The 26172-nt window shown below is 68.8% G+C and carries 21 protein-coding genes; 13 read left to right on the forward strand and 8 right to left on the reverse strand.

Features of this window, described 5'->3' with window-relative positions; genetic code table 11:
- Positions 1 to 58: 58 nt before the first annotated feature.
- From AB5J51_RS30635 to AB5J51_RS30650, 4 genes are all read right to left on the reverse strand, one after another.
- Positions 59 to 1666, reverse strand: coding sequence for a glycerol-3-phosphate dehydrogenase/oxidase (locus AB5J51_RS30635; RefSeq protein WP_030294314.1), 1608 nt, complete (start codon positions 1664 to 1666; stop codon positions 59 to 61).
- A gap of 37 nt (positions 1667 to 1703) precedes the next feature.
- Complete coding sequence (gene glpK, locus AB5J51_RS30640) at positions 1704 to 3248, reverse strand: glycerol kinase GlpK (RefSeq protein ID WP_053785952.1); 1545 nt, start codon at positions 3246 to 3248, stop codon at positions 1704 to 1706.
- Positions 3249 to 3323: 75 nt separating this feature from the next.
- Positions 3324 to 4106, reverse strand: coding sequence for an MIP/aquaporin family protein (locus AB5J51_RS30645; RefSeq protein WP_030294316.1), 783 nt, complete (start codon positions 4104 to 4106; stop codon positions 3324 to 3326).
- A 310-nt stretch (positions 4107 to 4416) separates the two neighbouring features.
- The gene (locus tag AB5J51_RS30650; RefSeq protein WP_053785953.1) at positions 4417 to 5184 is read right to left on the reverse strand and encodes an IclR family transcriptional regulator; all 768 of its coding nucleotides are present in this window, start codon (positions 5182 to 5184) and stop codon (positions 4417 to 4419) included.
- 252 nt (positions 5185 to 5436) lie between these two features.
- Here AB5J51_RS30650 and metH point away from each other — a divergent pair, with 252 nt between their 5' ends.
- From metH to AB5J51_RS30670, 4 genes are all read left to right on the forward strand, one after another.
- A complete protein-coding gene (gene metH, locus AB5J51_RS30655; protein ID WP_369779120.1) occupies positions 5437 to 8949 on the forward strand; it encodes a methionine synthase in 3513 nt (1170 codons plus the stop codon).
- Positions 8950 to 9063: 114 nt separating this feature from the next.
- Positions 9064 to 9765 (forward strand): HAD family phosphatase, encoded by a 702-nt coding sequence (locus AB5J51_RS30660; RefSeq protein ID WP_053785955.1) that lies wholly within the window; start codon positions 9064 to 9066, stop codon positions 9763 to 9765.
- A gap of 481 nt (positions 9766 to 10246) precedes the next feature.
- Positions 10247 to 11851 carry an ABC transporter substrate-binding protein gene (locus AB5J51_RS30665; protein WP_053785956.1) on the forward strand — a complete coding sequence of 535 codons (1605 nt, stop codon included), beginning with the start codon at positions 10247 to 10249 and terminating at the stop codon, positions 11849 to 11851.
- Positions 11852 to 11932: 81 nt separating this feature from the next.
- The gene (locus AB5J51_RS30670; RefSeq protein ID WP_053785957.1) at positions 11933 to 13516 is read left to right on the forward strand and encodes an ABC transporter substrate-binding protein; all 1584 of its coding nucleotides are present in this window, start codon (positions 11933 to 11935) and stop codon (positions 13514 to 13516) included.
- A gap of 96 nt (positions 13517 to 13612) precedes the next feature.
- Here the strand turns inward: AB5J51_RS30670 and AB5J51_RS30675 are convergent, their stop codons facing one another.
- Together AB5J51_RS30675 and AB5J51_RS30680 are read right to left on the reverse strand one after the other, a co-directional pair.
- On the reverse strand, positions 13613 to 14287 hold the full coding sequence (locus AB5J51_RS30675; RefSeq protein WP_030294322.1) for a response regulator transcription factor: 675 nt from the start codon (positions 14285 to 14287) through the stop codon (positions 13613 to 13615).
- A gap of 65 nt (positions 14288 to 14352) precedes the next feature.
- A complete protein-coding gene (locus AB5J51_RS30680; protein WP_206310689.1) occupies positions 14353 to 15261 on the reverse strand; it encodes a RecB family exonuclease in 909 nt (302 codons plus the stop codon).
- On the opposite strand from AB5J51_RS30680, the gene AB5J51_RS30685 reads away from it, so the two are divergent.
- From AB5J51_RS30685 to AB5J51_RS30695, 3 genes are all read left to right on the forward strand, one after another.
- Positions 15158 to 16648, forward strand: a complete 1491-nt coding sequence (locus AB5J51_RS30685) for a site-2 protease family protein (protein WP_199828012.1) — start codon at positions 15158 to 15160, stop codon at positions 16646 to 16648. The two genes, AB5J51_RS30680 and AB5J51_RS30685, sit on opposite strands and share 104 nt — an antisense overlap.
- An 18-nt stretch (positions 16649 to 16666) precedes the next feature.
- Entirely contained in the window at positions 16667 to 17563 is an 897-nt protein-coding gene (locus tag AB5J51_RS30690; RefSeq protein WP_053785960.1) for a tRNA (adenine-N1)-methyltransferase, read from the forward strand.
- Between the two features lie 204 nt (positions 17564 to 17767).
- Entirely contained in the window at positions 17768 to 18370 is a 603-nt protein-coding gene (locus tag AB5J51_RS30695; RefSeq protein ID WP_369779121.1) for a hypothetical protein, read from the forward strand.
- Between the two features lie 4 nt (positions 18371 to 18374).
- Here the strand turns inward: AB5J51_RS30695 and AB5J51_RS30700 are convergent, their stop codons facing one another.
- On the reverse strand, positions 18375 to 18695 hold the full coding sequence (locus tag AB5J51_RS30700) for a ferredoxin (RefSeq protein ID WP_030294328.1): 321 nt from the start codon (positions 18693 to 18695) through the stop codon (positions 18375 to 18377).
- 265 nt (positions 18696 to 18960) lie between these two features.
- On the opposite strand from AB5J51_RS30700, the gene arc reads away from it, so the two are divergent.
- The 6 genes from arc to prcA all read left to right on the forward strand — a co-directional run bounded on the left by arc (position 18961) and on the right by prcA (position 25100).
- Positions 18961 to 20727, forward strand: a complete 1767-nt coding sequence (gene arc / locus AB5J51_RS30705; RefSeq protein WP_053786086.1) for a proteasome ATPase — start codon at positions 18961 to 18963, stop codon at positions 20725 to 20727.
- Between the two features lie 248 nt (positions 20728 to 20975).
- Positions 20976 to 22487 (forward strand): depupylase/deamidase Dop, encoded by a 1512-nt coding sequence (gene dop, locus AB5J51_RS30710; protein WP_133898494.1) that lies wholly within the window; start codon positions 20976 to 20978, stop codon positions 22485 to 22487.
- A gap of 175 nt (positions 22488 to 22662) precedes the next feature.
- Positions 22663 to 22875, forward strand: coding sequence for a ubiquitin-like protein Pup (locus tag AB5J51_RS30715; RefSeq protein ID WP_030016348.1), 213 nt, complete (start codon positions 22663 to 22665; stop codon positions 22873 to 22875).
- Between the two features lie 30 nt (positions 22876 to 22905).
- Positions 22906 to 23499, forward strand: a complete 594-nt coding sequence (locus AB5J51_RS30720; protein ID WP_369779122.1) for an endonuclease VII domain-containing protein — start codon at positions 22906 to 22908, stop codon at positions 23497 to 23499.
- Positions 23451 to 24290, forward strand: a complete 840-nt coding sequence (gene prcB / locus AB5J51_RS30725; RefSeq protein ID WP_053785962.1) for a proteasome subunit beta — start codon at positions 23451 to 23453, stop codon at positions 24288 to 24290. Before AB5J51_RS30720 ends, prcB begins: the two co-directional genes overlap by 49 nt.
- A 45-nt stretch (positions 24291 to 24335) precedes the next feature.
- The gene (gene prcA, locus AB5J51_RS30730; RefSeq protein WP_053785963.1) at positions 24336 to 25100 is read left to right on the forward strand and encodes a proteasome subunit alpha; all 765 of its coding nucleotides are present in this window, start codon (positions 24336 to 24338) and stop codon (positions 25098 to 25100) included.
- Positions 25101 to 25155: 55 nt separating this feature from the next.
- On the opposite strand, the gene AB5J51_RS30735 is transcribed toward prcA, so the two are convergent.
- On the reverse strand, positions 25156 to 26151 hold the full coding sequence (locus tag AB5J51_RS30735) for a LacI family DNA-binding transcriptional regulator (RefSeq protein ID WP_240805291.1): 996 nt from the start codon (positions 26149 to 26151) through the stop codon (positions 25156 to 25158).
- Positions 26152 to 26172 lie beyond the last annotated feature (21 nt).

Raw genomic sequence — 26172 nt, forward strand, 5'->3', positions numbered from 1 at the left:
CCCACGACAGAGGGGCGGTTCCCCTCGGAACCGCCCCTCTTCCCCACCTGCGCGGCAGCTATGCCTTGCGGCTCAGCATCTCCTCGACCCGCGCGCGCACGGAGTCGTCGTCCAGGCCGCGGACCGTCACCGTGGTGCGGCGGCGCAGCACGTCGTCGACCGTCTCGGCCCACTCGTTGTCACGGGCGTAGGCGACCTGCGCCCAGATCTCCGGGCCGTCCGGGTGGATCCGCTCGGCCAGCGCCGGGTCCTCGTTCGCGAGGCGCGCGATGTCGAAGGCCAGCGAGCCGTAGTGCGAGGCCAGGTGGCGGGCGGTGAGCGGGTCCATCCGCGTGCCGGGCTCGCGGTCCACCAGCAGGCGGTGCGCGACGGCGTTCGGGTTGGCGACGCCGGGCAGCGGCACCCGGCGTACGAGCGACTTCACCGGCTCCATGTCGTCGGTGAGCGGGCTGCCGGGCAGCTTGGCCAGCTTGTCCATGACCACGCGGCCGATGTGCCGGTACGTCGTCCACTTGCCGCCGGCCACCGACAGCATGCCGCCGGCGCCCTCGGAGACGACGGTCTCGCGCTTGGCCTTCTCGACGCCGCCGGGGCCGCCGGGCAGCACCCGCAGGCCGGCGAAGGCGTACGTCATCAGCGAGCGGTCGAGGTCCGCGTCCTTCACCGAGAACGCGGCCTCGTCCAGGATCTGCTGGATGTCGGACTCGGTGGCGCGCACGTCCGCCGGGTCGCCCTCGTACACCTCGTCGGTGGTGCCGAGCAGCAGCTGGTCCTCCCACGGGAGGGCGAAGGTGATGCGGTACTTGTCGATCGGGGTGGCCATGGCGGCCTTCCACGGCGACTTGCGCTTCATGACGATGTGCGCGCCCTTGGAGAGGCGGATCGACGGCATCGAGTGCTTGTCTTCCATGCGCCGCAGGTGGTCCACCCACGGGCCGGTGGCGTTGAGCACGACGCGCGCGTCGACGCCGAACTCGGTGCCGTCGAGGCGGTCCTTGAGCTCGGCGCCGGTGACCCGGCCGCGCGTCATGCGCAGGCCGGTGACCTCGGCGTGGTTGAGGACGACGGCGCCCGACTCGACGGCCGCGCGGACCGTCATCACGGCGACGCGGGAGTCGTTCATCTGGTGGTCGTAGTAGACCGCGACGGCCTTCAGGTTGTCCGTCTTCAGGCCAGGGTTGTCGGCGGCGGCACGGGCCGGGGATATGACCTTGCCCATGCCGTCGCCGAAGGCCGAGAGGGCGGAGTAGGCGAAGACGCCCGCGCCCAGCTTGGCCGCACCGACCGGTCCGCCCTTGTAGACCGGCAGGTAGAAGGTGAGCGGATTGACCAGGTGCGGGGCCACGTCCTTGGCCAGCACCCGGCGCTCGTGGTGGTTCTCGGCGACCAGCTTGACCGCGCCGGTCTGCAGGTAGCGCAGGCCGCCGTGGACGAGCTTGGAGGAGGCCGAGGAGGTGGCGCCGGCGAAGTCGCCGGCGTCCACCATGGCAACCCGCAGACCCGACTGCGCGGCGTGCCAGGCCACCGAGGTGCCCAGGATTCCACCGCCGATGACCAGCAGGTCGTACGTGGCCTTGGCCAGCTGCTCACGGGTCTCGGCGCGGCTCGCGTTCGAACCGGCTGTCGGGTGCGTGCCCAGAGTGGGAACGCTCTGCAGGCTGCTCATATCTCTTAGCTCCTCGTCGATTGACTCAGCTGGTGCGTCAGCTGGCGTCTTCGTCGTCGACCCAGCCCATGGACCGCTCCACGGCCTTGAGCCAGCTCTTGTACTCGCGGTCGCGCTGCTCTGCAGGCATCCGCGGGGTCCACTCGGCCGCGCGGCGCCAGTTGGCGCGCAGGGCGTCGGTGTCGGGCCAGAAGCCGACGGCCAGGCCGGCGGCGTAGGCGGCGCCGAGGCAGGTGGTCTCCGCGACCATGGGACGGACCACGGGGGCGTCCACGAAGTCGGAGAGGGTCTGCATCAGCAGGTTGTTGGAGGTCATGCCGCCGTCGACCTTGAGGGCCGCGAGCTCGACGCCCGAGTCCTTGGTCATGGCGTCGGTGATCTCGCGGGTCTGCCAGGCGGTGGCCTCCAGGACGGCACGGGCGATGTGCGCCTTGGTGACGTACCGGGTGAGGCCGGCGATCACACCGCGGGCGTCGGAGCGCCAGTACGGGGCGAACAGGCCGGAGAAGGCCGGCACGAAGTAGGCGCCGCCGTTGTCCTCGACCGAGAGCGCGAGGGTCTCGATCTCGGCCGCGGTCTTGATCATGCCCATCTGGTCGCGCATCCACTGGACGAGCGAGCCGGTGACGGCGATGGAGCCCTCCAGCGCGTAGACCGGCTTCTGGTCGCCGATCTTGTAGCCGACCGTGGTCAGCAGGCCGCTGTAGGAGTTGATGACCTTGTCGCCGGTGTTCATCAGCATGAACGTGCCGGTGCCGTACGTGGACTTCGCCTCGCCCTCGGCGAAACAGGTCTGGCCGAAGAGGGCGGCCTGCTGGTCACCGAGCGCCGAGGCGACCGGGACACCGGCGAGGACGCCGTCCTTGACGTGGCCGTAGACCTCGGCGGAGGACTTGATCTCGGGGAGGATGTCGAGCGGAACCTCCATGGACTCCGCGATCTTGGCGTCCCACTCCAGGGTGTGGAGGTTCATCAGCATGGTGCGCGAGGCGTTGGTGACGTCCGTGACGTGCACACCGCCCTGGGCGCCACCGGTGAGGTTCCAGATGACCCAGGAGTCCATGGTGCCGAAGAGGATGTCGCCGGCCTCGGCGCGCGCACGCAGGCCCTCGACGTTGTCGAGCAGCCAGCGGGCCTTGGGGCCGGCGAAGTAGCTCGCCAGCGGCAGGCCGGTCTCGCGGCGGAAGCGGTCCTGGCCGACGTTGCGGCCGAGCTCCTTGCACAGGGCATCGGTGCGGGTGTCCTGCCAGACCAGCGCGTTGTGCACCGGCTCGCCGGTGTTCTTGTCCCAAAGGACGGTGGTCTCGCGCTGGTTGGTGATGCCGATCGCCTTGACGTCGGCGGCGGTGATCTCGGCCTTGGCGATGGCCCCGGCCACGACCTCCTGGACGTTGGTCCAGATCTCGGCGGCGTCGTGCTCGACCCAGCCCGGCTTCGGGAAGATCTGCTCGTGCTCCTTCTGGTCGACGGCGACGATGCGGCCGTCGCGGTCGAAGACGATGCAGCGCGAGGAGGTGGTGCCCTGGTCGATCGCGGCGATGAACGGCCCTGCGCCGTGGGAACGAGTGCTGCTGCTGGTCATGTGGCTGCTCCTGGCAGGTCTAGGTAGGCGGAATCAGGTGGGCAGTGCGGATCTTGCGATACGTACCGATGCTGATCAGGCGAACGCGATGTTGTACAGACCACCGGCGAGGGCGGCACCGACGAGCGGGCCGACCACCGGGATCCAGGAGTATCCCCAGTCGGAGCCGCCCTTGTTGGGCAGCGGCAGCAGGGCGTGGACGATGCGCGGACCGAGGTCGCGGACCGGGTTGATGGCGTAGCCGGTCGGGCCGCCGAGCGAGAGGCCGATGCCGACGACGACGAAGGAGGTGATCAGGACGCCGATGACGCCGAGGCCCTTGCCGCCGTCCTGGAGGCCCTGGGTCAGGATCGCCAGGACCAGGACGGCCGTACCGATTATCTCGGTCACGAGGTTCTGGACGACGTTGCGGATCTCGGGTCCGGTGGAGAACACACCGAGGACCGGGCCGGCCTGGTCGTGCGGGTGCGGGTCCTCCGGGCCGAGCTTGGCGTCACGGATGTGCTCCGGGTCCGAGAGGTGCACCCGGAACTGTCCGTAGTAGGTGACCCACATCAGGACCGCGCCGAGCATGGCGCCGAGCAGCTGTCCGGCGAAGTAGACCGGAACGTCGCTCCAGTCGCCGTTCTTGATGGCCAGGCCGACGGTGACCGCCGGGTTGAGGTGCGCACCGGAGAGCGGGGCGGAAACGTAGGCGGCGATCAGGACGGCGAAACCCCAGCCGAACGTGATCGCGAGCCAGCCTGCGTTCCGGGCCTTGGAGCTCTTGAGCGTCACGGCGGCGCAGACGCCACCGCCGAGCAGGGTGAGCAGGGCGGTACCGATGGTCTCGCCGATGAAGATGTCGGAGGTGGACACCTGCGACTCCTTTGCCTTGCAGGGGTGGGCGGACACCGGGTCCCGTCCGGTGCCGCGCACTCGGTGAGTGCTTCACCGGTCCTTGGCCTTGTCACACCCTAACGCGTATTGCCGGTAGGTGTTCGACAATGCCGACCGATGAACGGCAGTTTTCCGCCCAGGTGAAGAACGCGTCAAGGGTCGGCCAGGCCAAAGTGTCGGATCGTTACCACTAGGTGCGATCAGCCAAACTCGGCCATCGGATGGCCGGGATATGGCGAAAAGAGGGCAGAAAGCAGCCAGGTAGTGGCCGGAAGTCGCTGGAAGGGGCTTAGAACCGGCCCGCGCCGAGGTCGCGTGAAACAGAGCGCGCACAGTCCCGTACGGACGCCACGAGGCTCGCCCGGGGCTCCCCGGACTCCCCGCAGACCCGCTCCACGGCCCCCGCGACCGCCACCGCGCCCACCGGCATCCGGCGCCGGTCGTGGATCGGCGCCGCCACCGAGGCGATGCCCTCCCAGGTCTCCTCGACGTCCGCGGCCCAGCCGCGCGCCCGGGTCAGGTCGAGGACCTGCTCGAACCCCGCGCCGTCCGTGACCGTCCGGGGGGTGAACGCCTCGCGCTCCGCCTCCAGTGCCTCCGTATGGGCGACCGGGTCGTACGCCGACAGCACCTTGCCCAGGGCCGTGGAGTGCAGCGGCTGCATGGCCCCCACCTCCAGCACCTGACGGCTGTCGTCCGGACGGAACACGTGGTGCATGATCAGCACCCCGCTCTTGTGGAGAACGCCCACGTAGACGCTCTCGCCGCTCGCCCGGGCCAGATCGTCCGTCCAGACCAGCGCACGCGCCCGCAGCTCGTGCACGTCCAGATAGCTGTTGCCCAGGCGCAGCAGCTCCGCGCCCAGCTGGTAGCGGCCCGAGGCGGGGTCCTGCTCCACGAAGCCCTCGGCCTGCAGCGTGCGCAGGATCCCGTGCGCCGTGCCCTTGGCCAGGCCCAGGGAGCTGGCCACGTCCGAAAGGCCCAGCCGGCGCTCGCCGCCCGCCAGGAGTCGCAGCATCGCAGCGGCTCGTTCGAGCGACTGGATGTTCCGTGCCATCGCGCAGCCTCCTGCTGACGTAGTTCGACAATGCTGAACAGTATCGGTCGATGTCGACCTTGTGCATGGTTGGGCAACTGTTCAGGCCTCCGTCGACCAGGACACCCCTGGCAGACGCCCGCGCACAGAATGCAGTCCGCCACGTGGGACACCCCCACCGGGGTTGGTGCCGCGCGGTTACCCTGACCGCGTGCACCCTTGACACAGCAGGGGTGCAAAGCCGACAGCCGTCGCACCCCAGGGAGCTCAACCATGGCCTCGTTGCCGAACCCGCCCGCTGACACCCAGACCAGGGCCGATGCCCTCCGAGAGGCACTCGCGACCCGCGTGGTCGTCGCCGACGGAGCCATGGGAACGATGCTCCAGGCGCAGGACCCCTCGATGGAGGACTTCCAGCAGCTGGAGGGCTGCAACGAGGTCCTCAACGTCACCCGCCCCGACATTGTGCGCACGGTGCACGACGCGTACTTCGCGGTGGGCGTGGACTGCGTCGAGACCAACACCTTCGGTGCGAATTTCGCGGCACTCGCCGAGTACGACATCCCCGAACGCAACTTCGAGCTGTCGGAGTCCGGCGCCCGCCTCGCCCGCGAGGTCGCCGACGAGTACACCGCGAAGAGCGGACAGCAGCGCTGGGTCCTCGGCTCCATGGGCCCCGGCACCAAGCTGCCCACCCTCGGCCACATCGACTACGCGACGATCCGCGACGCCTACCAGGTCAACGCCGAGGGCCTGCTCTCCGGCGGGGCCGACGCCCTGCTCGTCGAGACCACCCAGGACCTCCTCCAGACCAAGTCCTCCATCATCGGCGCCCGGCGCGCGATGGAGGCGCTCGGCGTGTCCGTCCCGCTCATCTGCTCCGTCACCGTCGAGACCACCGGCACCATGCTCCTCGGCTCCGAGATCGGCGCCGCGCTCACCGCGCTGGAGCCGCTCGGCATCGACATGATCGGCCTGAACTGCGCCACCGGCCCCGCCGAGATGAGCGAGCACCTGCGCTACCTGGCCCGCAACGCGCGCATCCCGCTCTCCTGCATGCCCAACGCCGGCCTGCCCGTCCTCGGCAAGAACGGCGCGCACTACCCGCTGTCCGCCCCTGAGCTCGCCGACGCCCAGGAGACCTTCGTCCGCGAGTACGGGCTCTCCCTCGTCGGCGGCTGCTGCGGTACGACCCCGGAGCACCTGCGCCAGGTCGTCGAGCGGGTCCGCGCCCTCGCCCCGGCCGTCCGCGAGCCCCGGCCGGAGCCCGGCGCGTCCTCGCTCTACCAGACGGTGCCGTTCCGGCAGGACACCTCGTACATGGCGATCGGCGAGCGGACGAACGCCAACGGGTCGAAGAAGTTCCGCGAGGCCATGCTCGAGGCCCGCTGGGACGACTGCGTCGAGATGGCCCGCGACCAGATCCGCGAGGGCGCGCACATGCTCGACCTGTGCGTGGACTACGTGGGCCGCGACGGGGTCGCCGACATGAAGGAGCTCGCCGGCCGGTTCGCGACGGCCTCGACGCTGCCGATCGTCCTGGACTCCACCGAGGTTCCCGTCATCCAGGCCGGCCTGGAGAAGCTCGGCGGGCGCGCCGTCATCAACTCCGTCAACTACGAGGACGGCGACGGCCCGGAGTCGCGTTTCGCCAAGGTCACCCGCTTGGCGCAGGAGCACGGCGCCGCCCTGATCGCGCTGACCATCGACGAGGAGGGCCAGGCCCGCACCGCCGAGCACAAGGTCGCCATCGCCGAACGGCTGATCACGGACCTGACCGGCAACTGGGGCATCAACGAGTCGGACATCCTCATCGACACCCTGACCTTCACGATCTGCACCGGTCAGGAGGAGTCCCGGGGCGACGGCATCGCCACGATCGAGGCGATCCGCGAGCTCAAGCGCCGCCACCCGGACGTCCAGACCACCCTCGGCCTGTCGAACATCTCCTTCGGCCTGAACCCGGCCGCCCGTGTGCTGCTGAACTCGGTCTTCCTCGACGAGTGCGTCAAGGCGGGCCTGGACTCGGCGATCGTCCACGCGAGCAAGATCCTGCCCATCGCCCGGTTCGACGACGAGCAGGTCGGCACCGCCCTCGACCTGATCTACGACCGGCGCGCCGAGGGCTACGACCCGCTGCAGAAGCTGATGGCCCTCTTCGAGGGCGTCAACACCAAGTCGCTGAAGGCCGGCCGTGCCGAGGAGCTCATGGCGCTCCCGCTGGACGAGCGGCTCCAGCGCCGGATCATCGACGGTGAGAAGAACGGACTGGAGGCCGACCTCGACGAGGCGCTCCAGACCCGTCCGGCCCTGGACATCGTCAACGACACCCTGTTGGAGGGCATGAAGGTCGTCGGCGAGCTGTTCGGCTCGGGCCAGATGCAGCTGCCGTTCGTCCTGCAGTCCGCCGAGGTCATGAAGACGGCGGTCGCCTACCTCGAGCCGCACATGGAGAAGACCGACGACGAGGGCAAGGGCACCATCGTCCTCGCCACCGTCCGCGGCGACGTCCACGACATCGGCAAGAACCTCGTCGACATCATCCTCACCAACAACGGCTACAACGTCGTCAACATCGGCATCAAGCAGCCGGTCTCCGCGATCCTGGAGGCCGCACAGGAGCACAAGGCCGACGTCATCGGCATGTCCGGGCTGCTCGTGAAGTCGACCGTGATCATGAAGGAGAACCTGGAGGAGCTCAACCAGCGCAAGCTGGCGGCCGACTACCCGGTCATCCTCGGCGGCGCCGCCCTGACCCGCGCCTACGTCGAACAGGACCTCCACGAGATCTACGAGGGCGAGGTCCGCTACGCCCGCGACGCCTTCGAGGGCCTGCGCCTGATGGACGCCCTGATCGCCGTCAAGCGCGGCGTGCCGGGCGCCGCCCTGCCCGAGCTGAAGCAGCGCCGGGTGGCCAAGCGGGACACCCCTTCCACCCAGGTGGAGGAACCGGAGGAGCCGGGGGGCCGTTCCGACGTCGCGATCGACAACCCGGTCCCGACCCCGCCCTTCTGGGGCACGCGCGTGGTCAAGGGCATCCCGCTCAAGGACTACGCCTCCTGGCTGGACGAGGGCGCCCTGTTCAAGGGCCAGTGGGGCCTCAAGCAGGCCCGCGCCGGCGGGGCCACGTACGAGGAGCTCGTCGAGAGCGAGGGCCGGCCGCGGCTGCGCGGCCTCCTCGACAAGCTGCACACCGAGAACCTGCTCGAGGCGGCGGTGGTCTACGGCTACTTCCCCTGCGTGTCCAAGGGCGAGGACCTGATCATCCTCGACGACGACGGGAACGAGCGGACCCGCTTCACCTTCCCGCGCCAGCGCCGCGGCCGGCGCCTGTGCCTCGCCGACTTCTTCCGCCCGGAGGAGTCCGGCGAGACCGACGTCGTGGGCCTCCAGGTCGTCACCGTCGGCTCGAGGATCGGCGAGGCCACGGCCAAGCTGTTCGAGTCCGACTCCTACCGCGAGTACCTCGAGCTGCACGGCCTGTCGGTGCAGCTCGCCGAGGCCATGGCCGAGTACTGGCACGCCCGCGTCCGCGCCGAGCTCGGCTTCGGCGGCGAGGACCCGGCGGCCGTGGAGGACATGTTCGACCTGAAGTACCGCGGCGCCCGCTTCTCGCTGGGCTACGGGGCCTGCCCCGACCTGGAGGACCGCGCCAAGATCGCCGACCTCCTCCAGCCGGAGCGGATCGGGGTCCACCTCTCCGAGGAGTTCCAGCTCCACCCGGAGCAGTCCACCGACGCGATCGTCATCCACCACCCCGAAGCGAAGTATTTCAACGCACGCTGACGCGGACCGACGTACACTTGTCGGTCCCATACAGGCCGGTCGCCTGTTCCCCCGGGGGATGCCCCATGGGGAAGAGGCGGCCGGCCTTCTCGTCCCCCGAGAGAGGTGTGCCGGATGACCAGCACCGTTCCCGCCCCCGTCGCCCGCACGGCCGACGGGCATGCCCTGCAGGCGGTGCTGCTCGACATGGACGGCACCCTCGTCGACACCGAGGGCTTCTGGTGGGAGATCGAGGTCGACGTCTTCGGCGAGCTCGGCCACCGGCTCGACGACGCCTGGCGCGACATCGTCGTCGGCGGGCCCATGACCCGCAGCGCCGCCTTCCTCATCGAGTCCACCGGCGCCGCCGTCACCCTTTCGGAGCTGAGCGTCCTGCTCAACGAGCGCTTCGAGGCGCGGATCGCCGACCAGGTGCCGCTCATGCCGGGCGCCGAGCGGCTGCTGGCCGAGCTGGCCCGGCACAACGTGCCCACCGCCCTCGTCTCCGCCTCGCACCGCCGCGTCATCGACCGGGTGCTGCGCTCACTGGGCCCCGAGCGGTTCGCGCTGAGCGTGGCCGGCGACGAGGTGGCCCGGACCAAGCCGCACCCGGACCCGTACCTGCTGGCCGCCCGCACCCTCGGCGCGCACCCCTCGCGCTGCGCGGTCATCGAGGACACCGCGACCGGAGTCGCCTCCGCCGAGGCCGCAGGCTGCCGGGTCGTGGCCGTCCCCTCGGTCGGCGTCATCGCACCCGCCCCGGGCCGCACCGTCGTCCGCTCGCTGGAGGACGTCGACCTTCCGTTCCTGCGCTCCCTCATCACTCCGATGAACTGACCGCACACGCTCAGTGCCGAACAGAACGGCCGCCGGATCGAGGTCCCGCGGAAGGATCTTCCGTTCCATGGCCCGGAGGCTGAAATTCCATCCTTTCCTCTGGTGGTTGTGGCGGGTGACCTTTGTCACGTGCCAAGGCCCCTACGGACCTGTCTCAGGGCCCGGAAACCTTCCCTTGTGTCCGGATTGATCAGCTCCTGACCGAATCTGCGGTGACTCCCACATAGACAGGCAGTCCGCACCCATCACCGTGCGATTACGCCCCAAGTCCTGCCAGTTCAAGCCATCCCGTCCCAGGCCACTAATGTCGACGCGGGCACTACGCCGCACCTCTGCTGACCCGGTCGCACACCCATGTGCCGGGACCGCGTGGACCGATCGTCACAACACCGGCCCGATCGTTCCGCCCTGAACGGGCGACCGCCGCGAAGTGCCCTTTACGCCGCTTTGAGCAAGTGCCGGTCAAGGGAGTACTTCCAGCATGAACCGCAAGACCCTGGTGCTGACGGCTGCGGCCGGACTGCTCACCCCCGCGCTCGCCGCATGCGGCAGCACCAGCGGAGGCGGAGCAGGATCCGGAGCGATCGTCGTCGGCACCACCGACCGGTTCGAGGCGGCCGACTACGCTCCCGCACCGTTCGACCCGGCCTACGCCTACGACGCCGGCGCCTGGAACGTCCTGCGGCAGACCGTCCAGACGCTGATGCACACCCCCCGCGGCGGCGGCCAGCCCGTCCCCGAAGCAGCCTCCGACTGCCGCTTCACCGACACCGGCAACGAGAGCTACCGCTGCACCCTGCGGCCCGACCTCAAGTTCGCGAACGGCGAGCCGCTCACCGCGAAGGACGTCAAGTTCTCCATCGAGCGCGTCCTCGCCATCAAGGACGAGAACGGCCCCTCCTCGCTGCTCTCCACCGTCGACACCGTCGAGGTGAAGGCCGCCGACACCGTCGTCTTCCACCTGAAGACCCCCGACGCGACCTTCCCGCAAAAGCTCTCCACCCCCGCCGCGGGCATCGTGAGCGAGAAGAACTACGACGCCAAGAAGCTCCGCGAGGGCTTCTCCGTCGACGGCTCCGGCCCGTACACGATGAAGGCCGAGGTCAAGGACAACCACCTCGTCCGCGCCGTCTTCAGCAAGAACCCGCACTACAAGGGCGACCTCAAGCTGCAGAACGACAAGGTCGAACTGCGCACCTTCAACGACTCCGCGGCCATGGGCAAGGCACTCACCGGCGGGTCCATCCACATGGTCTCCCGCACCCTCTCGCCCGCCCAGATCACCGAGTTCGCCGCCAAGCCGCCCAAGGGCGTCAAGCTGGTCCCGATGCCCGGCCTGGAGATCCGCTACATCGGCTTCAACACCGAGGCGCCGGCCGTCAAGGACAAGGCCGTGCGCCAGGCCCTCGCCGCCGCCGTCGACCGCAACGCGATCATCGACAAGGTGTACGGCAAGTCGGCGCAGCCCCTGTACTCGCTGGTCCCCACCACCCTGACGGGCCACGTCAACTCCTTCTTCAACAAGTACGGCGAGGCCAACACCCCGAAGGCGGCCGACCTGCTGAAGAACGCCGGGATCAAGACCCCGGTCAAGCTGACGCTGAACTACACCAAGGACCACTACGGCGACGGCACGGCCACCGAGTTCGAGACCCTCAAGAACCAGCTGAACTCCACCCAGCTGTTCGACGTCACCGTCCAGGGCTCCGACTGGTCCGACTTCCGCCCCGCGCAGAAGAAGGGCGACTACGCCGCCTACGGGCTCGGCTGGTTCCCCGACTACCCCGACGCCGACAACTTCCTCGCTCCCTTCCTGGAGCAGGACAACTTCCTGGGCACGCCGTACGCCAACGCCGCGGTGCGCACCAAGCTCATCCCCGAATCCCGGCGCGCCGTCGACCGCGACGTCGCCGTCCCCGCGATCACGGAGATGCAGGACATCGTCGCCGAGGACGTGCCCGTCCTGCCGCTGTGGCAGGGCAAGCAGTACGTCGCCGCACGCGACGGGATCACCGGAGTGGAGTGGTCGGTCAACGCCATCTCCGACCTCCAGCTGTGGGAACTCGGCCGCGGTGTCAGCGGCTGAGACCGGCAGTAACCGGCAGCAACCGGCGGCGGGTGTCGCAGGCCGGCGCAACGAAACAGTGAGACTGTGAAGGACGTTCGCGTGAATCGACGTAACCAGTGGTTGGCGGCCCCGCTCGGCGCAGCCACCGCCGCCGCGCTGCTCAGCGGTTGCGGTTCGACCGACAGCCCCACCGCCGGCGGCGGCAAGGGCGTGGTCATGGGGATATCCGACAAGGTGAAATCCACCGACCCCGCATCCGGTTACGACCCGGGGTCCTGGCTGCTCTTCAACAACGTCTTCCAGTCCCTGCTGAGCTTCCCCAAGGGCGGCACCACCCCCGAGCCCGACGCCGCCCAGGCCTGCAACTTCGAGGGCGGCGACAGCAAGCTCTACAAGTGCACCCTGCGCACCGGCCTCAAGTTCAGCAACGGCCACGCCCTCACCTCGAAGGACGTCAAGTACTCCTTCGAGCGCACGCTGAAGATCAACGACGCCAACGGCCCCTCCGTGATGCTGTCGTCGATCGCCGGCATCGACACCCCCGACGACAAGACCGTCGTCTTCCGCCTCAAGACGTCCGACGCGACCTTCCCCAGCAAGATCGCATCGGGCGCGGGCTCCATCGTCGACCACAGCGAGTACCCGGCCGACAAGCTCCGCACCGACGGCAAGGCCATCGGCTCCGGCGTCTACAAGCTGGACTCGATGAACGAGAAGAGCGCCAGCTTCTCCGTCAACGACTCCTACAGCGGCAAGGCCAAGGCCAAGAACACCGGCGTCACCCTCAAGTTCTTCAACGAGGACCAGGCCGCACTCAAGCGGGTCCTGGAAAGCGGCGAGGTCGACTTCGCCTTCCGCGGCCTCGCCGCCAAGGACATCGCCAGCCTGTCCTCCACGAAGACCGGGGACCACAAGGTCGAGGTCGTCCAGGGCACCGGCGCCGAAGTCGAGCACCTCGTCTTCAACATGAACGACCCGGTCGCCGGAAAGCTCCCCATCCGCAAGGCCATCGCCTACCTCGTCGACCGCGAAGCGCTCGTCAAGGACGTCTACGACGGCACCGCGACCTCGCTCTACTCGATCGTCCCGGCCGGCATCGGCTCTCACAACACCGCCTTCTTCGACCGCTACGGCGGCAGCCCGCAGCCCAAGAAGGCCGAAGCCGTCCTGCGCGCCGCCGGCATCAAGGACAAGGTGAAGATCACCCTGTACTCGACGCCCACCCGCTACGGCCCGTCCACGGACCAGGAATTCCAGCTCATCGCCAAGCAGCTCAACGACAGCGGACTCTTCGAGGCCGACGTCAAGTCCGTCGAGTTCGGGCAGTACGAGAAGGACATCCAGGACGGCAAGTACGGCGTGTACGTCAAGGGCTGGGTCCCCGACTACCCGGACGCCGACAACTTCACGCAGCCGTTCTTCGGTCCGGACAACGTCCTGCACAACAACTACGACAACAAGGAGATCACCGGGACCATCATCCCGTCGACCTCCACGAAGTCCGACCGCACCGCGGCCACCGTCGACTACAACCGCCTCCAGGACATCGTCGCCGACGAGATCCCGATCCTCCCGCTCTGGCAGGGCAAGCAGTACGCCGTCACCCGCCAGAACGTGACGGGCCTTCAGTGGTCGCTCGACGCCTCCACCGTCTTCCGCTTCTGGGAGATCAGCAAGGGCTGACCCGTAACCCGGTACGGCGAAGGGGCCGGCAGCCGCACGATGCGGCTGTCGGCCCCTCCGGCTGCTCCGGGCAGGCTCCGGCCCGCGCCCGGCGCGCTACTGTCCGGCGCCGGGGCGCACCAGACCGCTCTCGTACGCGTACACCGCCGCCTGGACCCGGTCGCGCAGGCCCAGCTTCGTCAGCACGTGCCCCACATGCGTCTTCACCGTCGTCTCGCTCACGAACAGATCCGCCGCGATCTCCGCGTTCGACAGGCCCCGCGCCACCAGCTTCAGCACCTCGACCTCCCGCTCGGTCAGCGTCCCCAAGGTGTCCGGCACGCTGTCCTCGCCAGACGGCAGGTGGCCCGCGTACTTGTCCAGCAGGCGCCGCGTGATGCTCGGCGCCAGCATCGCCTCGCCGCCCGCCACCACCCGGATCGCCTGCACCAGCTCATTGGCCGGCGCATCCTTCAGCAGGAACCCGCTCGCCCCCGCCCGCAGCGCCTCCACCACGTACTCGTCCAGATCGAACGTGGTCAGCACGAGCACCTTCGCCGGACCGTCCCGGCCCGGACCGGTGATCTGCCGCGTCGCCTCCACCCCGTCCATCCGGGGCATCCGGATGTCCATCAGCACCACATCGGGCTGCAGCGCCCGTACCTGGTCCAGCGCCTGCAGACCGTCCCCGGCCTCCCCGACGACCGCCAGGTCCTGTTCGGCCTCCAGGATCATCCGGAAGCCGGTGCGCAGCAGCGGCTGGTCGTCGACCAGTAGGACGCGGATCGCCACAGGGTGTACCTCGTATTCGTACGGCGGCAACGACGGACGCCGCCCATTCTGCCCTGATCGGCCCGTCAGGATTCCTCAGGGAGGCCCGCCCCTGCCCCGCTCCCCGGCCTCGGGATGATCATCAGAGGATAGGCCGGGGGAGTCCCCCCGAACTCAGGACACACCACCTGGTGATCACACCAGCCGCACAGCTTCGTCGGCCGCGGCCGCCAGTCACCCGTCTCCGTCGCCTCCTTGATCGCCTCCCACAGCGCCAGCAGCTTGCGCTCCACCCGCTCCAGATCCGCGATCACCGGGTCGTACGTCAGCACGTCCCCACTGCCCAGATACACCAGCTGCAGCCGCCGCGGCACCACCTGCTTCAGCCGCCACACCACCAGCGCATAGAACTTCATCTGGAACAGCGCACCCTCGGCATACTCCGGCCGCGGAGCCTTGCCCGTCTTGTAGTCGACGATCCGCACCTCGCCCGACGGAGCCACATCCACCCGGTCGATGATCCCGCGCAGCCGCAGCCCCGACTCCAGCTCCGTCTCCACGAAGAACTCCCGCTCCACCGGCTCCAGCCGCGTCGGGTCCTCCAGCGTGAACCACCGCTCCACCAGCGCCTCGGCCTCCGTCAGCCAGCGCGCCAGCCCCGCCCCCCCGTCCCCCTCCGGGAACAGCTCCACCAACTCCGGCTTCGACTCCAGCAGACGGTCCCACTGCCCCGGAACCAGCGCCTTCGCCCGCGGCGCCGTCCGCTCCACCGCCGGATGATCGAACAACCGCTCCAGCACCGCATGCACCAGCGTGCCCCGCGTCGCCGCAGCACTCGGCTTCTCCGGCAGCTTGTCGATCACCCGGAACCGGTACAGCAGCGGGCACTGCATGAAATCGCTCGCCCGCGAAGGGGACAGCGAAGAAGGCGCCACCGCGCTCGGCGCTGCATCGGCATCGGCTGCGCCAGGAACCGGACCGGGACTCGTCGTCATGGACAAAACCCTACGACCCGCCACCGACAGCGCGCGCATACCATCGACGCCGAGCCCCCTCGCACTGCATGATCGGAGCATCACACCGCGCCACCACGCACCCCGCCCCGCACCGACCGTGCACCTGAACCACACTGAAAGCACCGCCGGCCGCAACCCGCCGGACAGCACCGAACGAAGGACACCCGTGGCAGACACCGACGAAACCGGCGAGCGCGCACCCAAGCGCCCCGGACCGGGCGGCGGCATCCTCATGGGCCGCCCCTTCGGCGTCCCCGTCTACGTCTCGCCCAGCTGGTTCCTCGTCGCCGCCCTCATCACCTGGGTCTTCGGCGACCAGCTCGACCGCGTCCTGCCCGACCTCGGCCCCGCCCGCTACCTCGTCTCCCTCTTCTTCGCCGTCGCCTTCTACGCCTCCGTCCTCGTCCACGAACTCGCCCACACCGTCGCCGCCCTCCGCTTCAAACTCCCCGTGCGCCGCATCCAGCTCCAGTTCTTCGGCGGAGTCTCCGAGATCGAGAAGGAATCCGAGACCCCCGGCCGCGAATTCGTCCTCGCCTTCGTCGGCCCCCTCCTCTCCCTCCTCCTCGCCGGCGCCTTCTACCTCGGCATGGAACGCGTCGACCCCGCCAGCGTCCCCGGCGTCCTCCTCGCCGGCCTCATGATCTCCAACCTGCTCGTCGCCGCCTTCAACCTGCTCCCCGGCCTCCCCCTCGACGGCGGCCGCATGCTCCGCGCCGTCATCTGGGGCATCACCGGCAAACCCATGACCGGCACCGTCGCCGCCGCCTGGGTCGGCCGCGCCCTCGCCGTCGCCGTCCTCCTCGGCCTCCCGATGATCACCCACACCGGCATCCTCGGCTCGGGCACCGACGACATCGGCGGCATGAACACCGTCATGGACGCCCTGCTCGCCGCGATCCTCGCCGCCATCATCTGGACCGGCGCCGGAAACAGCCTGCGCATGGCCCGCCTGCGCGAACACCTCCCCGAACTCCGCGCCCGCACCCTCACCCGCCGCGCCGTCCCCGTCGAGAACACCACCCCCCTCTCCGAAGCGCTGCGCCGCGCCAACACCCACGGCGCCCGCGCCATCGTCATCGTCGACGGCCACGGCAACCCCCTCTCCATCGTCCGCGAAACCGCCATCGCCTCCGTCCCCGAACACCGCCGCCCCTGGGTAGACGTCAGCACCCTCGCGCAAGAGCTCACCGACGGAATGAAGGTTTCAGCGGACCTCGCCGGCGAAGAACTCCTCGACCACCTCCGCGCCACCCCCGCCACCGAATACCTCGTCCTCGAACCCGGCGGCGAGATCTACGGCGTCCTGTCCACCCTCGACGTCGAGAAGGCCTTCGTGAAGGCCATGGCGCGGCCCCAGTCCTGAAGCCAATACACTGGTCACATGTCCGAACCGACCGGTGCCGCCCGCCGACGCGGGCCCTTCGAGGTCGGGGACCAGGTTCAGCTCACCGACCCCAAGGGCCGCCACTACACGTTCACGCTCGAAGCAGGGAAGAATTTCCACACCCACAAGGGTTCCTTCCCCCACGACGAGCTGATCGGTGCTCCCGAGGGCAGTGTTGTCCGTACCACGGGGAACGTCGCGTACCTCGCGCTGCGCCCCCTGCTCCCCGACTATGTCCTGTCCATGCCCCGCGGTGCCGCCGTGGTCTACCCCAAGGACGCAGGCCAGATCCTGGCCTTCGCCGACATCTTCCCCGGCGCCCGCGTCGTGGAAGCAGGCGTCGGCTCCGGCTCCCTGAGCAGCTTCCTGCTGCGCGCCATCGGCGACCAGGGCATGCTCCACAGCTACGAGCGCCGCGCGGACTTCGCCGAGATCGCCACCGCCAACGTCGAGCGCTACTTCGGCGGCCCCCACCCCGCGTGGAAGCTGACCGTGGGCGACCTCCAGGACAACCTGGACGAGACCGACGTCGACCGCGTCATCCTCGACATGCTCGCCCCCTGGGAGTGCCTGGACGCGGTCAAGAAGGCCCTCGTCCCCGGCGGCATCCTCTGCTGCTACGTGGCCACCACCACCCAGCTGTCCAAGACCGTCGAGTCCATCCGCGAGATCGGCTGCTTCGCCGAACCGCAGCCCTGGGAATCGATGATCCGCAACTGGCACGTCGAAGGCCTCGCCGTCCGCCCGGACCACCGGATGATCGGACACACCGGCTTCCTCGTCACCGCCCGACGCCTCGCAGACGGCGTCGAGCCCCCCATGCGCCGCCGCCGCCCCGCCAAGGGCGCGTACGGCGAGGACTACGACGGCCCCGGCAGCGACCGCTCCGCCTAGACACCGGCGACCGGGCCGCCCGGCCTCCCGGCCAACACCAAGGCGCTGTGGTGCAGTTCCCCGCACGATCCGGGAACTGCACCACAGCGCCTTTTCGTTGCCTCCACACCGGCCCCAGCCGACGCGGACCCGCCCGTTCCACCCCCGTGTGAGGTGTGGCACGATGCTGGCTCCCCGTCACCGTTCGCACAGGAGACACCCCGCGTGCCGCACCGCCCCTCCGAGCTGACGCCGACACTGGAAACCCTCGCGCACAACAGCGCCGGGCCCCTCCACTGGCTCGCCACGGCCACCGCCATGGCCGCCGTCGTAGCCGCCGCCGGACTCGTCCAGCCCGACGCGGCCGCCACCGGCCACTCCACGGCCCCCGCAAAGGGCCCCCACGCCTCCCAGGCCGCCGCCCCCGACCCCGCCCGGGTCAGCTACCCCCTCGACTGCAAGGGCCTCCCCGTGGCCGTCACGGCCACCGCCCAGGGCGACCTCGACGGCGACGGCCGCCCCGAAACCGTCGCCGCAGTCCGCTGCGACGCCGGCTCCGGCACCCCGCCCCACGCGATCTACGTACTCACCCAGGACAACACCCCCGGCGCCGCACCCAGGGTCGTCGCCACCCTCCTCGAAGCCGGCAGACGACAGACCGCCACCGACCTCACCATCCGCGACGGGGCCGTCACCGCCAGTCTCCTCGGCTACTCCTCACCCGAGGTACCGCGCTACAGCCCCGACGTGAAACAGCTCGCCAAGTGGCGCTGGAGCGGCGGAAAATTCCGCCAGGAGCTGACGAACTCAGACGCCAGGAGTGTTTGAACCGTCACTCCGCGTCCGGGCCGTACACCTCGACCCTGTCCGAAACTCGCCGCACATGGATGCAGTCACCCGGGCACTCCTTCGCCGAGTCCACCACGTCCTGCAGCAGCGTCAAGGGAACCGGAGTGGTCGCCCCCGCCTCCACCAGCAGCTCGTCCTCCGGGCTCTTCACGTACGCCAGACCATCGATGTCCAGCTCGAACACCTCCGGCGCGTACTGGACACAGATCCCGTCACCGGTGCAGAGGTCCTGGTCGATCCAGACCTCCAGCGGCTCGCCGGCCTGCCCGCCGCCGCCCGCGGAAGCCTCCTGCTGCACGGTCATATCTCCTGCCGTTCCCTGCGCTCAGTGATCCGTTTCCGCCACGAGCCCGCGGCAAGTCGCGCGAGCCCTGACGGGTGTTGAACAGTTCGACCTTACAACCGGCCGCTTTCCGATGTTGATGGGTGGGTATTTCCTTGGCGTGAGGGAGTACGCAAGGGTGAAGATCGGACACACCCCTACCGTCTTTGTGATCTAGGGGTTTCAATCACCACCAGCCCAGGTAGGGTCAGGAAGCGTCCAGCTCCCCTTGGAGGAGGTGAGGACCGTGGCAGCCCACGACGACGACAACAACCGCGGCATCCGGCCGGGGCGAGGGTCTGAGGACCCCGCCGGCCAGGTTGCCTATCTCGAGCAGGAAATCGCCGTCCTGCGACGTAAGCTCGCCGACTCTCCGCGACACACGAGGATTCTCGAAGAGCGGATCGTCGAGCTCCAGACAAACCTGGCCGGCGTCTCCGCACAAAACGAGCGACTGGCAAATACGCTCCGTGAGGCCCGCGACCAGATCATCGCACTCAAGGAAGAAGTCGACCGGCTCGCACAGCCGCCGGCCGGCTTCGGTGTCTTCCTTCAGGCGAACGAAGACGGCACCGTCGACATCTTCACCGGCGGCCGAAAGCTCCGCGTGAACGTCAGCCCCAGCGTCGAACCGGAAGACCTCCGGCGCGGCCAGGAGGTCATGCTCAACGAAGCCCTCAACGTGGTCGAGGCCATGGAGTTCGAACGGGCCGGGGACATCGTCACCCTCAAGGAGATCCTCGAGGACGGCGAGCGCGCCCTGGTGGTCGGGCACACCGACGAGGAAAGGGTGGTGAGGCTCGCCGAGCCGCTCCTGGACATCACCATCCGCCCCGGCGACGCCCTCCTGCTCGAACCCCGCTCCGGCTACGTCTACGAGGTCGTCCCCAAGAGCGAGGTCGAAGAACTCGTCCTCGAAGAGGTCCCCGACATCGACTACAGCAAGATCGGCGGCCTGGGCGACCAGATCGAGCTGATCCGCGACGCGGTCGAGCTCCCGTACCTCTACCCCGACCTGTTCAAAGAGCACGAACTGCGGCCCCCCAAGGGCATCCTGCTCTACGGCCCCCCCGGCTGCGGCAAGACGCTCATCGCCAAGGCCGTGGCCAACTCCCTTGCCAAGAAGGTCGCCGAGGTGACCGGCCAGCCCGCCGGGAAGTCCTACTTCCTGAACATCAAGGGCCCCGAACTCCTCAACAAGTACGTCGGCGAGACCGAGCGGCACATCCGCCTCGTCTTCCAGCGTGCCCGCGAGAAGGCCAGCGAGGGCACCCCCGTCATCGTCTTCTTCGACGAGATGGAATCCCTCTTCCGCACCCGCGGATCCGGAGTCAGCTCGGACGTCGAGAACACCATCGTCCCCCAGCTGCTCGCCGAGATCGACGGCGTGGAAGGCCTGGAGAACGTCATCGTCATCGGCGCCTCCAACCGCGAGGACATGATCGACCCGGCCATCCTGCGCCCCGGCCGGCTCGACGTGAAGATCAAGATCGAGCGCCCCGACGCCGAAGCGGCCCGGGACATCTTCGCCAAGTACCTCAAGGCCTCGCTGCCGCTCCACAGCGACGACCTCTCCGAGCACTCCGGCTCGCCCGAGGTCGCCGTCCACAGCATGATCCAGACCGTCGTCGAGCAGATGTACGCCGAAACCGAGGAGAACCGCTTCCTCGAGGTCACATACGCCAACGGCGACAAGGAAGTCCTCTACTTCAAGGACTTCAACTCCGGCGCCATGATCCAGAACATCGTGGACCGGGCCAAGAAGATGGCCATCAAGGCCTTCCTCGAGCACAACCAGAAGGGCCTCCGCGTCTCCCACCTCCTCCAGGCCTGCGTGGACGAGTTCAAGGAGAACGAAGACCTGCCCAACACCACCAACCCGGACGACTGGGCCCGGATCTCCGGAAAGAAGGGCGAGCGGATCGTCTTCATCCGCACGCTCGTCACCGGAAAGCAGGGCGCAGACACCGGACGCTCCATCGACACGGTGGCAAACACCGGTCAGTACCTCTGATCGAACAGGGCGGCTGCGGATGCCCTCACCGGGCACCCGCAGCCGACTGCTTTACCGACTGCTCTTTTCAGCCGGTGACGGGGCGAAGTCAATGACTGAAATGATCTCCCCACCAGCGCGGAGTGGTTCTAGGCTCTTCCGTACCGCCGGTCGCGCAGTGCGGGGACGGGCACCGCACACGCACCGGAGCACCAGCGGTACTTGAGCGCCGCTCCCGAACGGGAGCGCCGCCGGGCAAGGAGGGCCGCATGACCGTACGGCGAGTAATGGGAATCGAGACGGAGTACGGGATCTCCGTCCCGGGCCACCCGAACGCCAATGCCATGCTCACCTCGTCCCAGATCGTCAACGCCTACGCGGCGGCGATGCACCGGGCGCGACGCGCCCGCTGGGACTTCGAGGAGGAGAATCCGCTGCGGGACGCCCGCGGCTTCGACCTCGCCCGCGAGGCCGCCGACAACAGCCAGCTCACCGACGAGGACATCGGCCTCGCCAACGTCATCCTCACCAACGGCGCACGGCTCTACGTCGACCACGCGCACCCCGAATACAGCTCCCCGGAGATCACCAACCCGCTCGACGCCGTCCTCTGGGACAAGGCAGGCGAACGGATCATGGCCGAGGCCGCCGTACGGGCCGCCCAGCTCCCCGGAGCCCAGCCCATCCACCTCTACAAGAACAACACCGACAACAAGGGCGCCTCCTACGGCACGCACGAGAACTACCTGATGAAGCGGGAAACCCCCTTCTCCGAGATCGTGCGCCACCTCACCCCCTTCTTCGTCTCCCGCCAGGTCGTCACCGGCGCAGGACGCGTCGGCATCGGCCAGGACGGCCGCGAGCACGGCTTCCAGATCAGCCAGCGCGCGGACTACTTCGAAGTCGAGGTCGGCCTCGAGACCACCCTCAAGCGCCCCATCATCAACACCCGCGACGAGCCCCACTCGGACGCCGAGAAGTACCGCCGGCTCCACGTGATCATCGGCGACGCCAACCTCTCCGAGATCTCGACGTACCTCAAACTCGGCACCACCGCCCTCGTCCTCTCCATGATCGAGGACTCCTTCATCAACGTCGACCTGGCCGTGGACCAGCCCGTCCGCACCCTGCACCAGGTCTCCCACGACCCCGACCTGCAACACCTGATCACGCTGCGCAGCGGGCGCACCCTGACCGCCGTACAACTCCAGATGGAGTACTTCGAGCTGGCCAGGAAGTACGTGGACGAGCGTTTCGGCTCCGACGCCGACGAGCAGACCAAGGACGTGCTGGTCCGCTGGGAGGACGTGCTCGGCCGGCTCGAGAGCGACCCGATGAGCCTGTCGGGAGAGCTCGACTGGATCGCCAAGCGCGAGATCCTCGAGGGCTACCGCAGGCGTGACGGGCTCGACTGGGACGCCGCGCGGCTCCACCTGGTGGACCTCCAGTACGCGGACGTACGGCCCGAGAAGGGCCTGTACAACCGCCTGGTGGCCCGCGGCAAGATGAAGCGGCTGGTGGAGGAGCCGGCGGTGGAGCGCGCCCAGGGCAAGCCGCCGGAGGACACCCGGGCGTATTTCCGGGGCCGGTGCCTGGAGCAGTACGCGGACGACGTCGCCGCGGCCTCGTGGGACTCGGTGATCTTCGACCTCCCGGGCCGCGACTCCCTCCAGCGGGTCCCGACGCTGGAACCCCTGCGGGGTACCCGCAAGCACGTGAAGGAGCTCCTGGACCGCTGCCGCACGGCGGAGGACCTGGTGCGGGTGCTTTCGGGGCAGTGAACGGGGCTGAAAGGCCCCCGTCCCGGGAATCATGAGAAAACCCGGACGTTATGAAAGTGCGGGGACGAATGCCGGACCCTCCTTGTAGGGTCCGACGTAAGGTCTGATCTTGAGGGATCCCGAATTCCCGGGGTCCCTCGCCGTGAGCGTGCGAACCGAGCGGGGTGAGGTAGACATGGCGACCAAGGACACCGGCGGCGGACAGCAGAAGGCGACGCGCTCGACCGAGGAGGTCGAGGAGGCGGCGGTCGAGGAATCGACCGACCTCAAGGAGCGCCAGGAGAAGCTCTCCGACGACGTCGACTCGGTACTTGACGAGATTGACGATGTCCTCGAGGAGAACGCCGAGGACTTCGTTCGAAGTTTCGTTCAGAAAGGTGGCCAGTAGCCTTCGAATTGAAGGCGAAGGGCGGGGTGGGTGCTCGGAAAGTCGGAGGCGAAGTGTTGCGTGCGGTGCGGCGAGGAGAAGCCGCGCGCGGCCTTCGCGATCAAGAGGTCGAACATGGACGGCTTGCAACGTGAATGCCGCGATTGCATGGCTGACTACCACCGCGACCGTCAGATAGCTCTGGGGCAGAAGGTGCGGCCTCGGGTGGAGGTGCCGGAAGGGCACAAACTCTGCCTTCGTTGTGGCGAGGTCAAGCCGCATGCGGAGTGGCATCGAAATGCAACAGCTTCGGATGGTCTTTCGACGCGTTGCAAGCTGTGCCGCGCGGCCGAGGGGCGGGCAGGGCACCTCAAGCGTTCTTACGGCATGACTGAGGCGCAGCGCGACGAGATGGTCGCAGCTCAAGGCGGCCTTTGTTGTATCTGTCTGAAGCGTCCGGCCGTGCATGTGGATCATTGCCACCAGACGGGTAAGGTCCGAGGCGTACTGTGCTTCAACTGCAACACGGCCATCGGCAAGTTGGGTGACGATCCCGACGCTGCTCGTCGGGTCGTCTCATACTTGGAGGGACACGCGTGGAAGCCAACAATCGTGGCACAGGGCGTCTACCGGCAGCCTTCCTGACGCCGGGGTCGTCGTCCTTCATGGACTTCCTGGGCGCGCACTCGCCCGAGATGCTGCCGGGGAACCGGAAGCTGCCCGAGGGCGTTGTCGAGGCGCCGCACGGGACGACCATCGTGGCGACCACGTTCCCCGGCGGGGTCGTGCTCGCCGGTGACCGGCGGGCGACCATGGGGAACATGATCGCGCAGCGGGACATCGAGAAGGTGTTCCCGGCCGACGAGTACTCCGCGGTGGGCATCGCCGGTACGGCCGGCCTGGCCGTGGAGATGGTGAAGCTGTTCCAGCTGGAGCTGGAGCACTTCGAGAAGGTGGAGGGGGCGACCCTCTCCCTCGAGGGCAAGGCGAACCGGCTCTCCACCATGATCCGGAGCAATCTGGGCATGGCGATGCAGGGGCTGGCCGTCGTGCCGCTGTTCGCCGGCTGGGACGAGGGCAAGGAGAAGGGCCGGATCTTCTCCTACGACGTGACCGGCGGCCGCTCCGAGGAGCACGGCTTCGCCGCCACGGGTTCCGGCTCGATCTTCGCGCGCGGTTCCATGAAGAAGCTGTACCGCCCCGACCTGACGGAGGAGCAGGCCACCACCCTCGTCGTGCAGGCGCTGTACGACGCGGCCGACGACGACTCGGCGACCGGTGGGCCGGACCTGTACCGCCACATCTACCCGATCGTCACCGTCATCACGGACGAGGGATTCCGCAGGCTCAGCGACGAGGAGTCGCAGGAGATCGCCCGTACGGTCACCAACCGTCGTCTGGAGCAGCCCGACGGCCCGCGTGCCGCTCTGCTCTGACCATCCCTCGCCCTGTAGGACCCAGAAGAAAGGGACGGACAGCCGGTGTCGACTCCGTTCTACGTCTCACCCCAGCAGGCCATGGCCGACCGGGCGGAATACGCCCGGAAGGGCATCGCCCGCGGTCGCAGCCTTGTCGTGCTGCAGTACGCCGACGGCATCGTGTTCGTCGGCGAGAACCCGTCCCGCGCGCTGCACAAGTTCAGCGAGATCTACGACCGGATCGGCTTCGCGGCCGCCGGCAAGTACAACGAGTACGAGAACCTGCGGATCGGCGGTGTGCGTTACGCGGATCTGCGTGGATACACGTACGACCGTGACGATGTGACGGCCCGTGGGCTGGCCAACGTCTATGCCCAGACGCTGGGCACGATCTTCTCGAGTGCCGGGGAGAAGCCGTACGAGGTGGAGTTGGTCGTTGCCGAGGTCGGTGCGACGGCCGCGGGTGACCAGATCTACCGGCTGCCGCACGACGGTTCGATCGTGGACGAGCACGGTTCGGTCGCGGTCGGTGGCAATGCCGAGCAGATCAGCACGTACCTGGATCAGCGTCACCGGGACGGGATGACGTTGTCCGAGGCGCTGAAGCTGGCGGTGCAGGCGCTGTCGAGCCAGGCGAACAGTGCGGACAAGGCGATTCCGGCGGAGCGGCTGGAGGTTGCGGTGCTGGACCGGACGCGGGCTCAGCAGCGGAAGTTCAAGCGGATCCGGGGTCGTCAGCTGTCGCGGTTGCTGGAGGCTGATGTTCCGGCTGCGGTGCAGGCGGATGCCGTGTCGAACGACGAGGCTCCCGAGGACGATTCCGAGTAGATGTGCAAGGAGCGGCGCCCCCGGCCCTTTCGGCCGGGGGCGCCGTTTTGCGTTTTCAGGCGGGGGCGGGGCCGGTGGAGGCGCGGACGATGAGGTCGACGGGGATGTCGGGGGCGGTCCAGGGGGTGCCTTCGAGGACGGCGAGGAGGGCGGCCATGCCCTGTTCGCCGACGCGTTCGGCGGGGAGGTGGACGGTGGTGAGTTCGGGTTCGACGGCGGTGGCGAGGGCGAGGTCGTCGATGCCGGTGACGGAGAGGTCGTCGGGGATGCGCAGGCCGAGGCGGCGGGCGGCTTTGCAGGTGCCGGCGGCGAGGATGTCGTCGTCGCAGACGACGGCGGTGGGCCGGCTCCCGGGGGCGGCCAGGGCGGCTTCCATGGCGGTGCGGGCGTCGGTGACGGTGAGGGGGGCTCGTACGGTGCGCAGCTCGGCGTGGGGTGTGAGCAGGGTGGCCAGGGCGTCGGCGCGGATGTCGAAGGTCCAGGAGTCGACGGCGGAGGCGAGGTGGAGGAAGCGGCGGTGGCCGAGGGTGAGGAGGTGTTCGGTGACTTGGCGCATGCCGTCGGCCATGGCGAGGTTGACGTGGGCGGCGGCGCGGCCGGCGGTGGGGTCGCTGTCGAGCATGACGAGGGGGAGGGCGGCGTCGGCGATGGCGTCGAGGGCGTGGGCGGCCATGGAGGAGGCGATGACGCCGTCGAGGGCGGCGCGGGCGGAGGCGAAGGGGTCGCGGGCGGGGCCGGTGCCGTCGGGGGAGGGGTAGAGGACGACGCCGAAGCCGTGTTGTGCGGCGATGCGGGCGGCGCCGGTGTAGACGCGGGCGAAGAATTCGTTGGTGAGGGCGGGTACGACGAGGAGGGCGGTGCGGGTGCTGCCGAGGCGGAGGTTGCGGGCGGCGAGGTTGGGGCGGTAGCCGAGTTCGGTGGCGGTTTCGCGGACGTGGGCGGCGGTGCGTTCGGAGACGCGGCCGCGCCATTTGTCGCCGAGGACGAGGGAGACGGTGGCCTGGGAGACCCCGGCGGCGGTGGCGACGTCGCGGCTGGTGGGTCTCGTCACACGGTGCTCCTGTAGTGCGAG

The organism is Streptomyces sp. R33, from assembly GCF_041200175.1.
Classification (GTDB): Bacteria; Actinomycetota; Actinomycetes; order Streptomycetales; family Streptomycetaceae; genus Streptomyces; species Streptomyces katrae_B.

What these genes read in the sequence shown, in the direction of transcription:
- AB5J51_RS30635 (WP_030294314.1), bottom strand. Translation starts at nt 1,666, where the DNA reads ATGAGCAGCCTGCAGAGCGTTCCCACTCTGGGCACGCACCCGACAGCC.
- glpK (WP_053785952.1), bottom strand. Translation starts at nt 3,248, where the DNA reads ATGACCAGCAGCAGCACTCGTTCCCACGGCGCAGGGCCGTTCATCGCC.
- AB5J51_RS30650 (WP_053785953.1), bottom strand. Translation starts at nt 5,184, where the DNA reads ATGGCACGGAACATCCAGTCGCTCGAACGAGCCGCTGCGATGCTGCGA.
- metH (WP_369779120.1), top strand. Translation starts at nt 5,437, where the DNA reads ATGGCCTCGTTGCCGAACCCGCCCGCTGACACCCAGACCAGGGCCGAT.
- AB5J51_RS30660 (WP_053785955.1), top strand. Translation starts at nt 9,064, where the DNA reads ATGACCAGCACCGTTCCCGCCCCCGTCGCCCGCACGGCCGACGGGCAT.
- AB5J51_RS30665 (WP_053785956.1), top strand. Translation starts at nt 10,247, where the DNA reads ATGAACCGCAAGACCCTGGTGCTGACGGCTGCGGCCGGACTGCTCACC.
- AB5J51_RS30685 (WP_199828012.1), top strand. Translation starts at nt 15,158, where the DNA reads ATGAAATCGCTCGCCCGCGAAGGGGACAGCGAAGAAGGCGCCACCGCG.
- AB5J51_RS30680 (WP_206310689.1), bottom strand. Translation starts at nt 15,261, where the DNA reads ATGACGACGAGTCCCGGTCCGGTTCCTGGCGCAGCCGATGCCGATGCA.
- AB5J51_RS30690 (WP_053785960.1), top strand. Translation starts at nt 16,667, where the DNA reads ATGTCCGAACCGACCGGTGCCGCCCGCCGACGCGGGCCCTTCGAGGTC.
- AB5J51_RS30700 (WP_030294328.1), bottom strand. Translation starts at nt 18,695, where the DNA reads ATGACCGTGCAGCAGGAGGCTTCCGCGGGCGGCGGCGGGCAGGCCGGC.
- dop (WP_133898494.1), top strand. Translation starts at nt 20,976, where the DNA reads ATGACCGTACGGCGAGTAATGGGAATCGAGACGGAGTACGGGATCTCC.
- AB5J51_RS30715 (WP_030016348.1), top strand. Translation starts at nt 22,663, where the DNA reads ATGGCGACCAAGGACACCGGCGGCGGACAGCAGAAGGCGACGCGCTCG.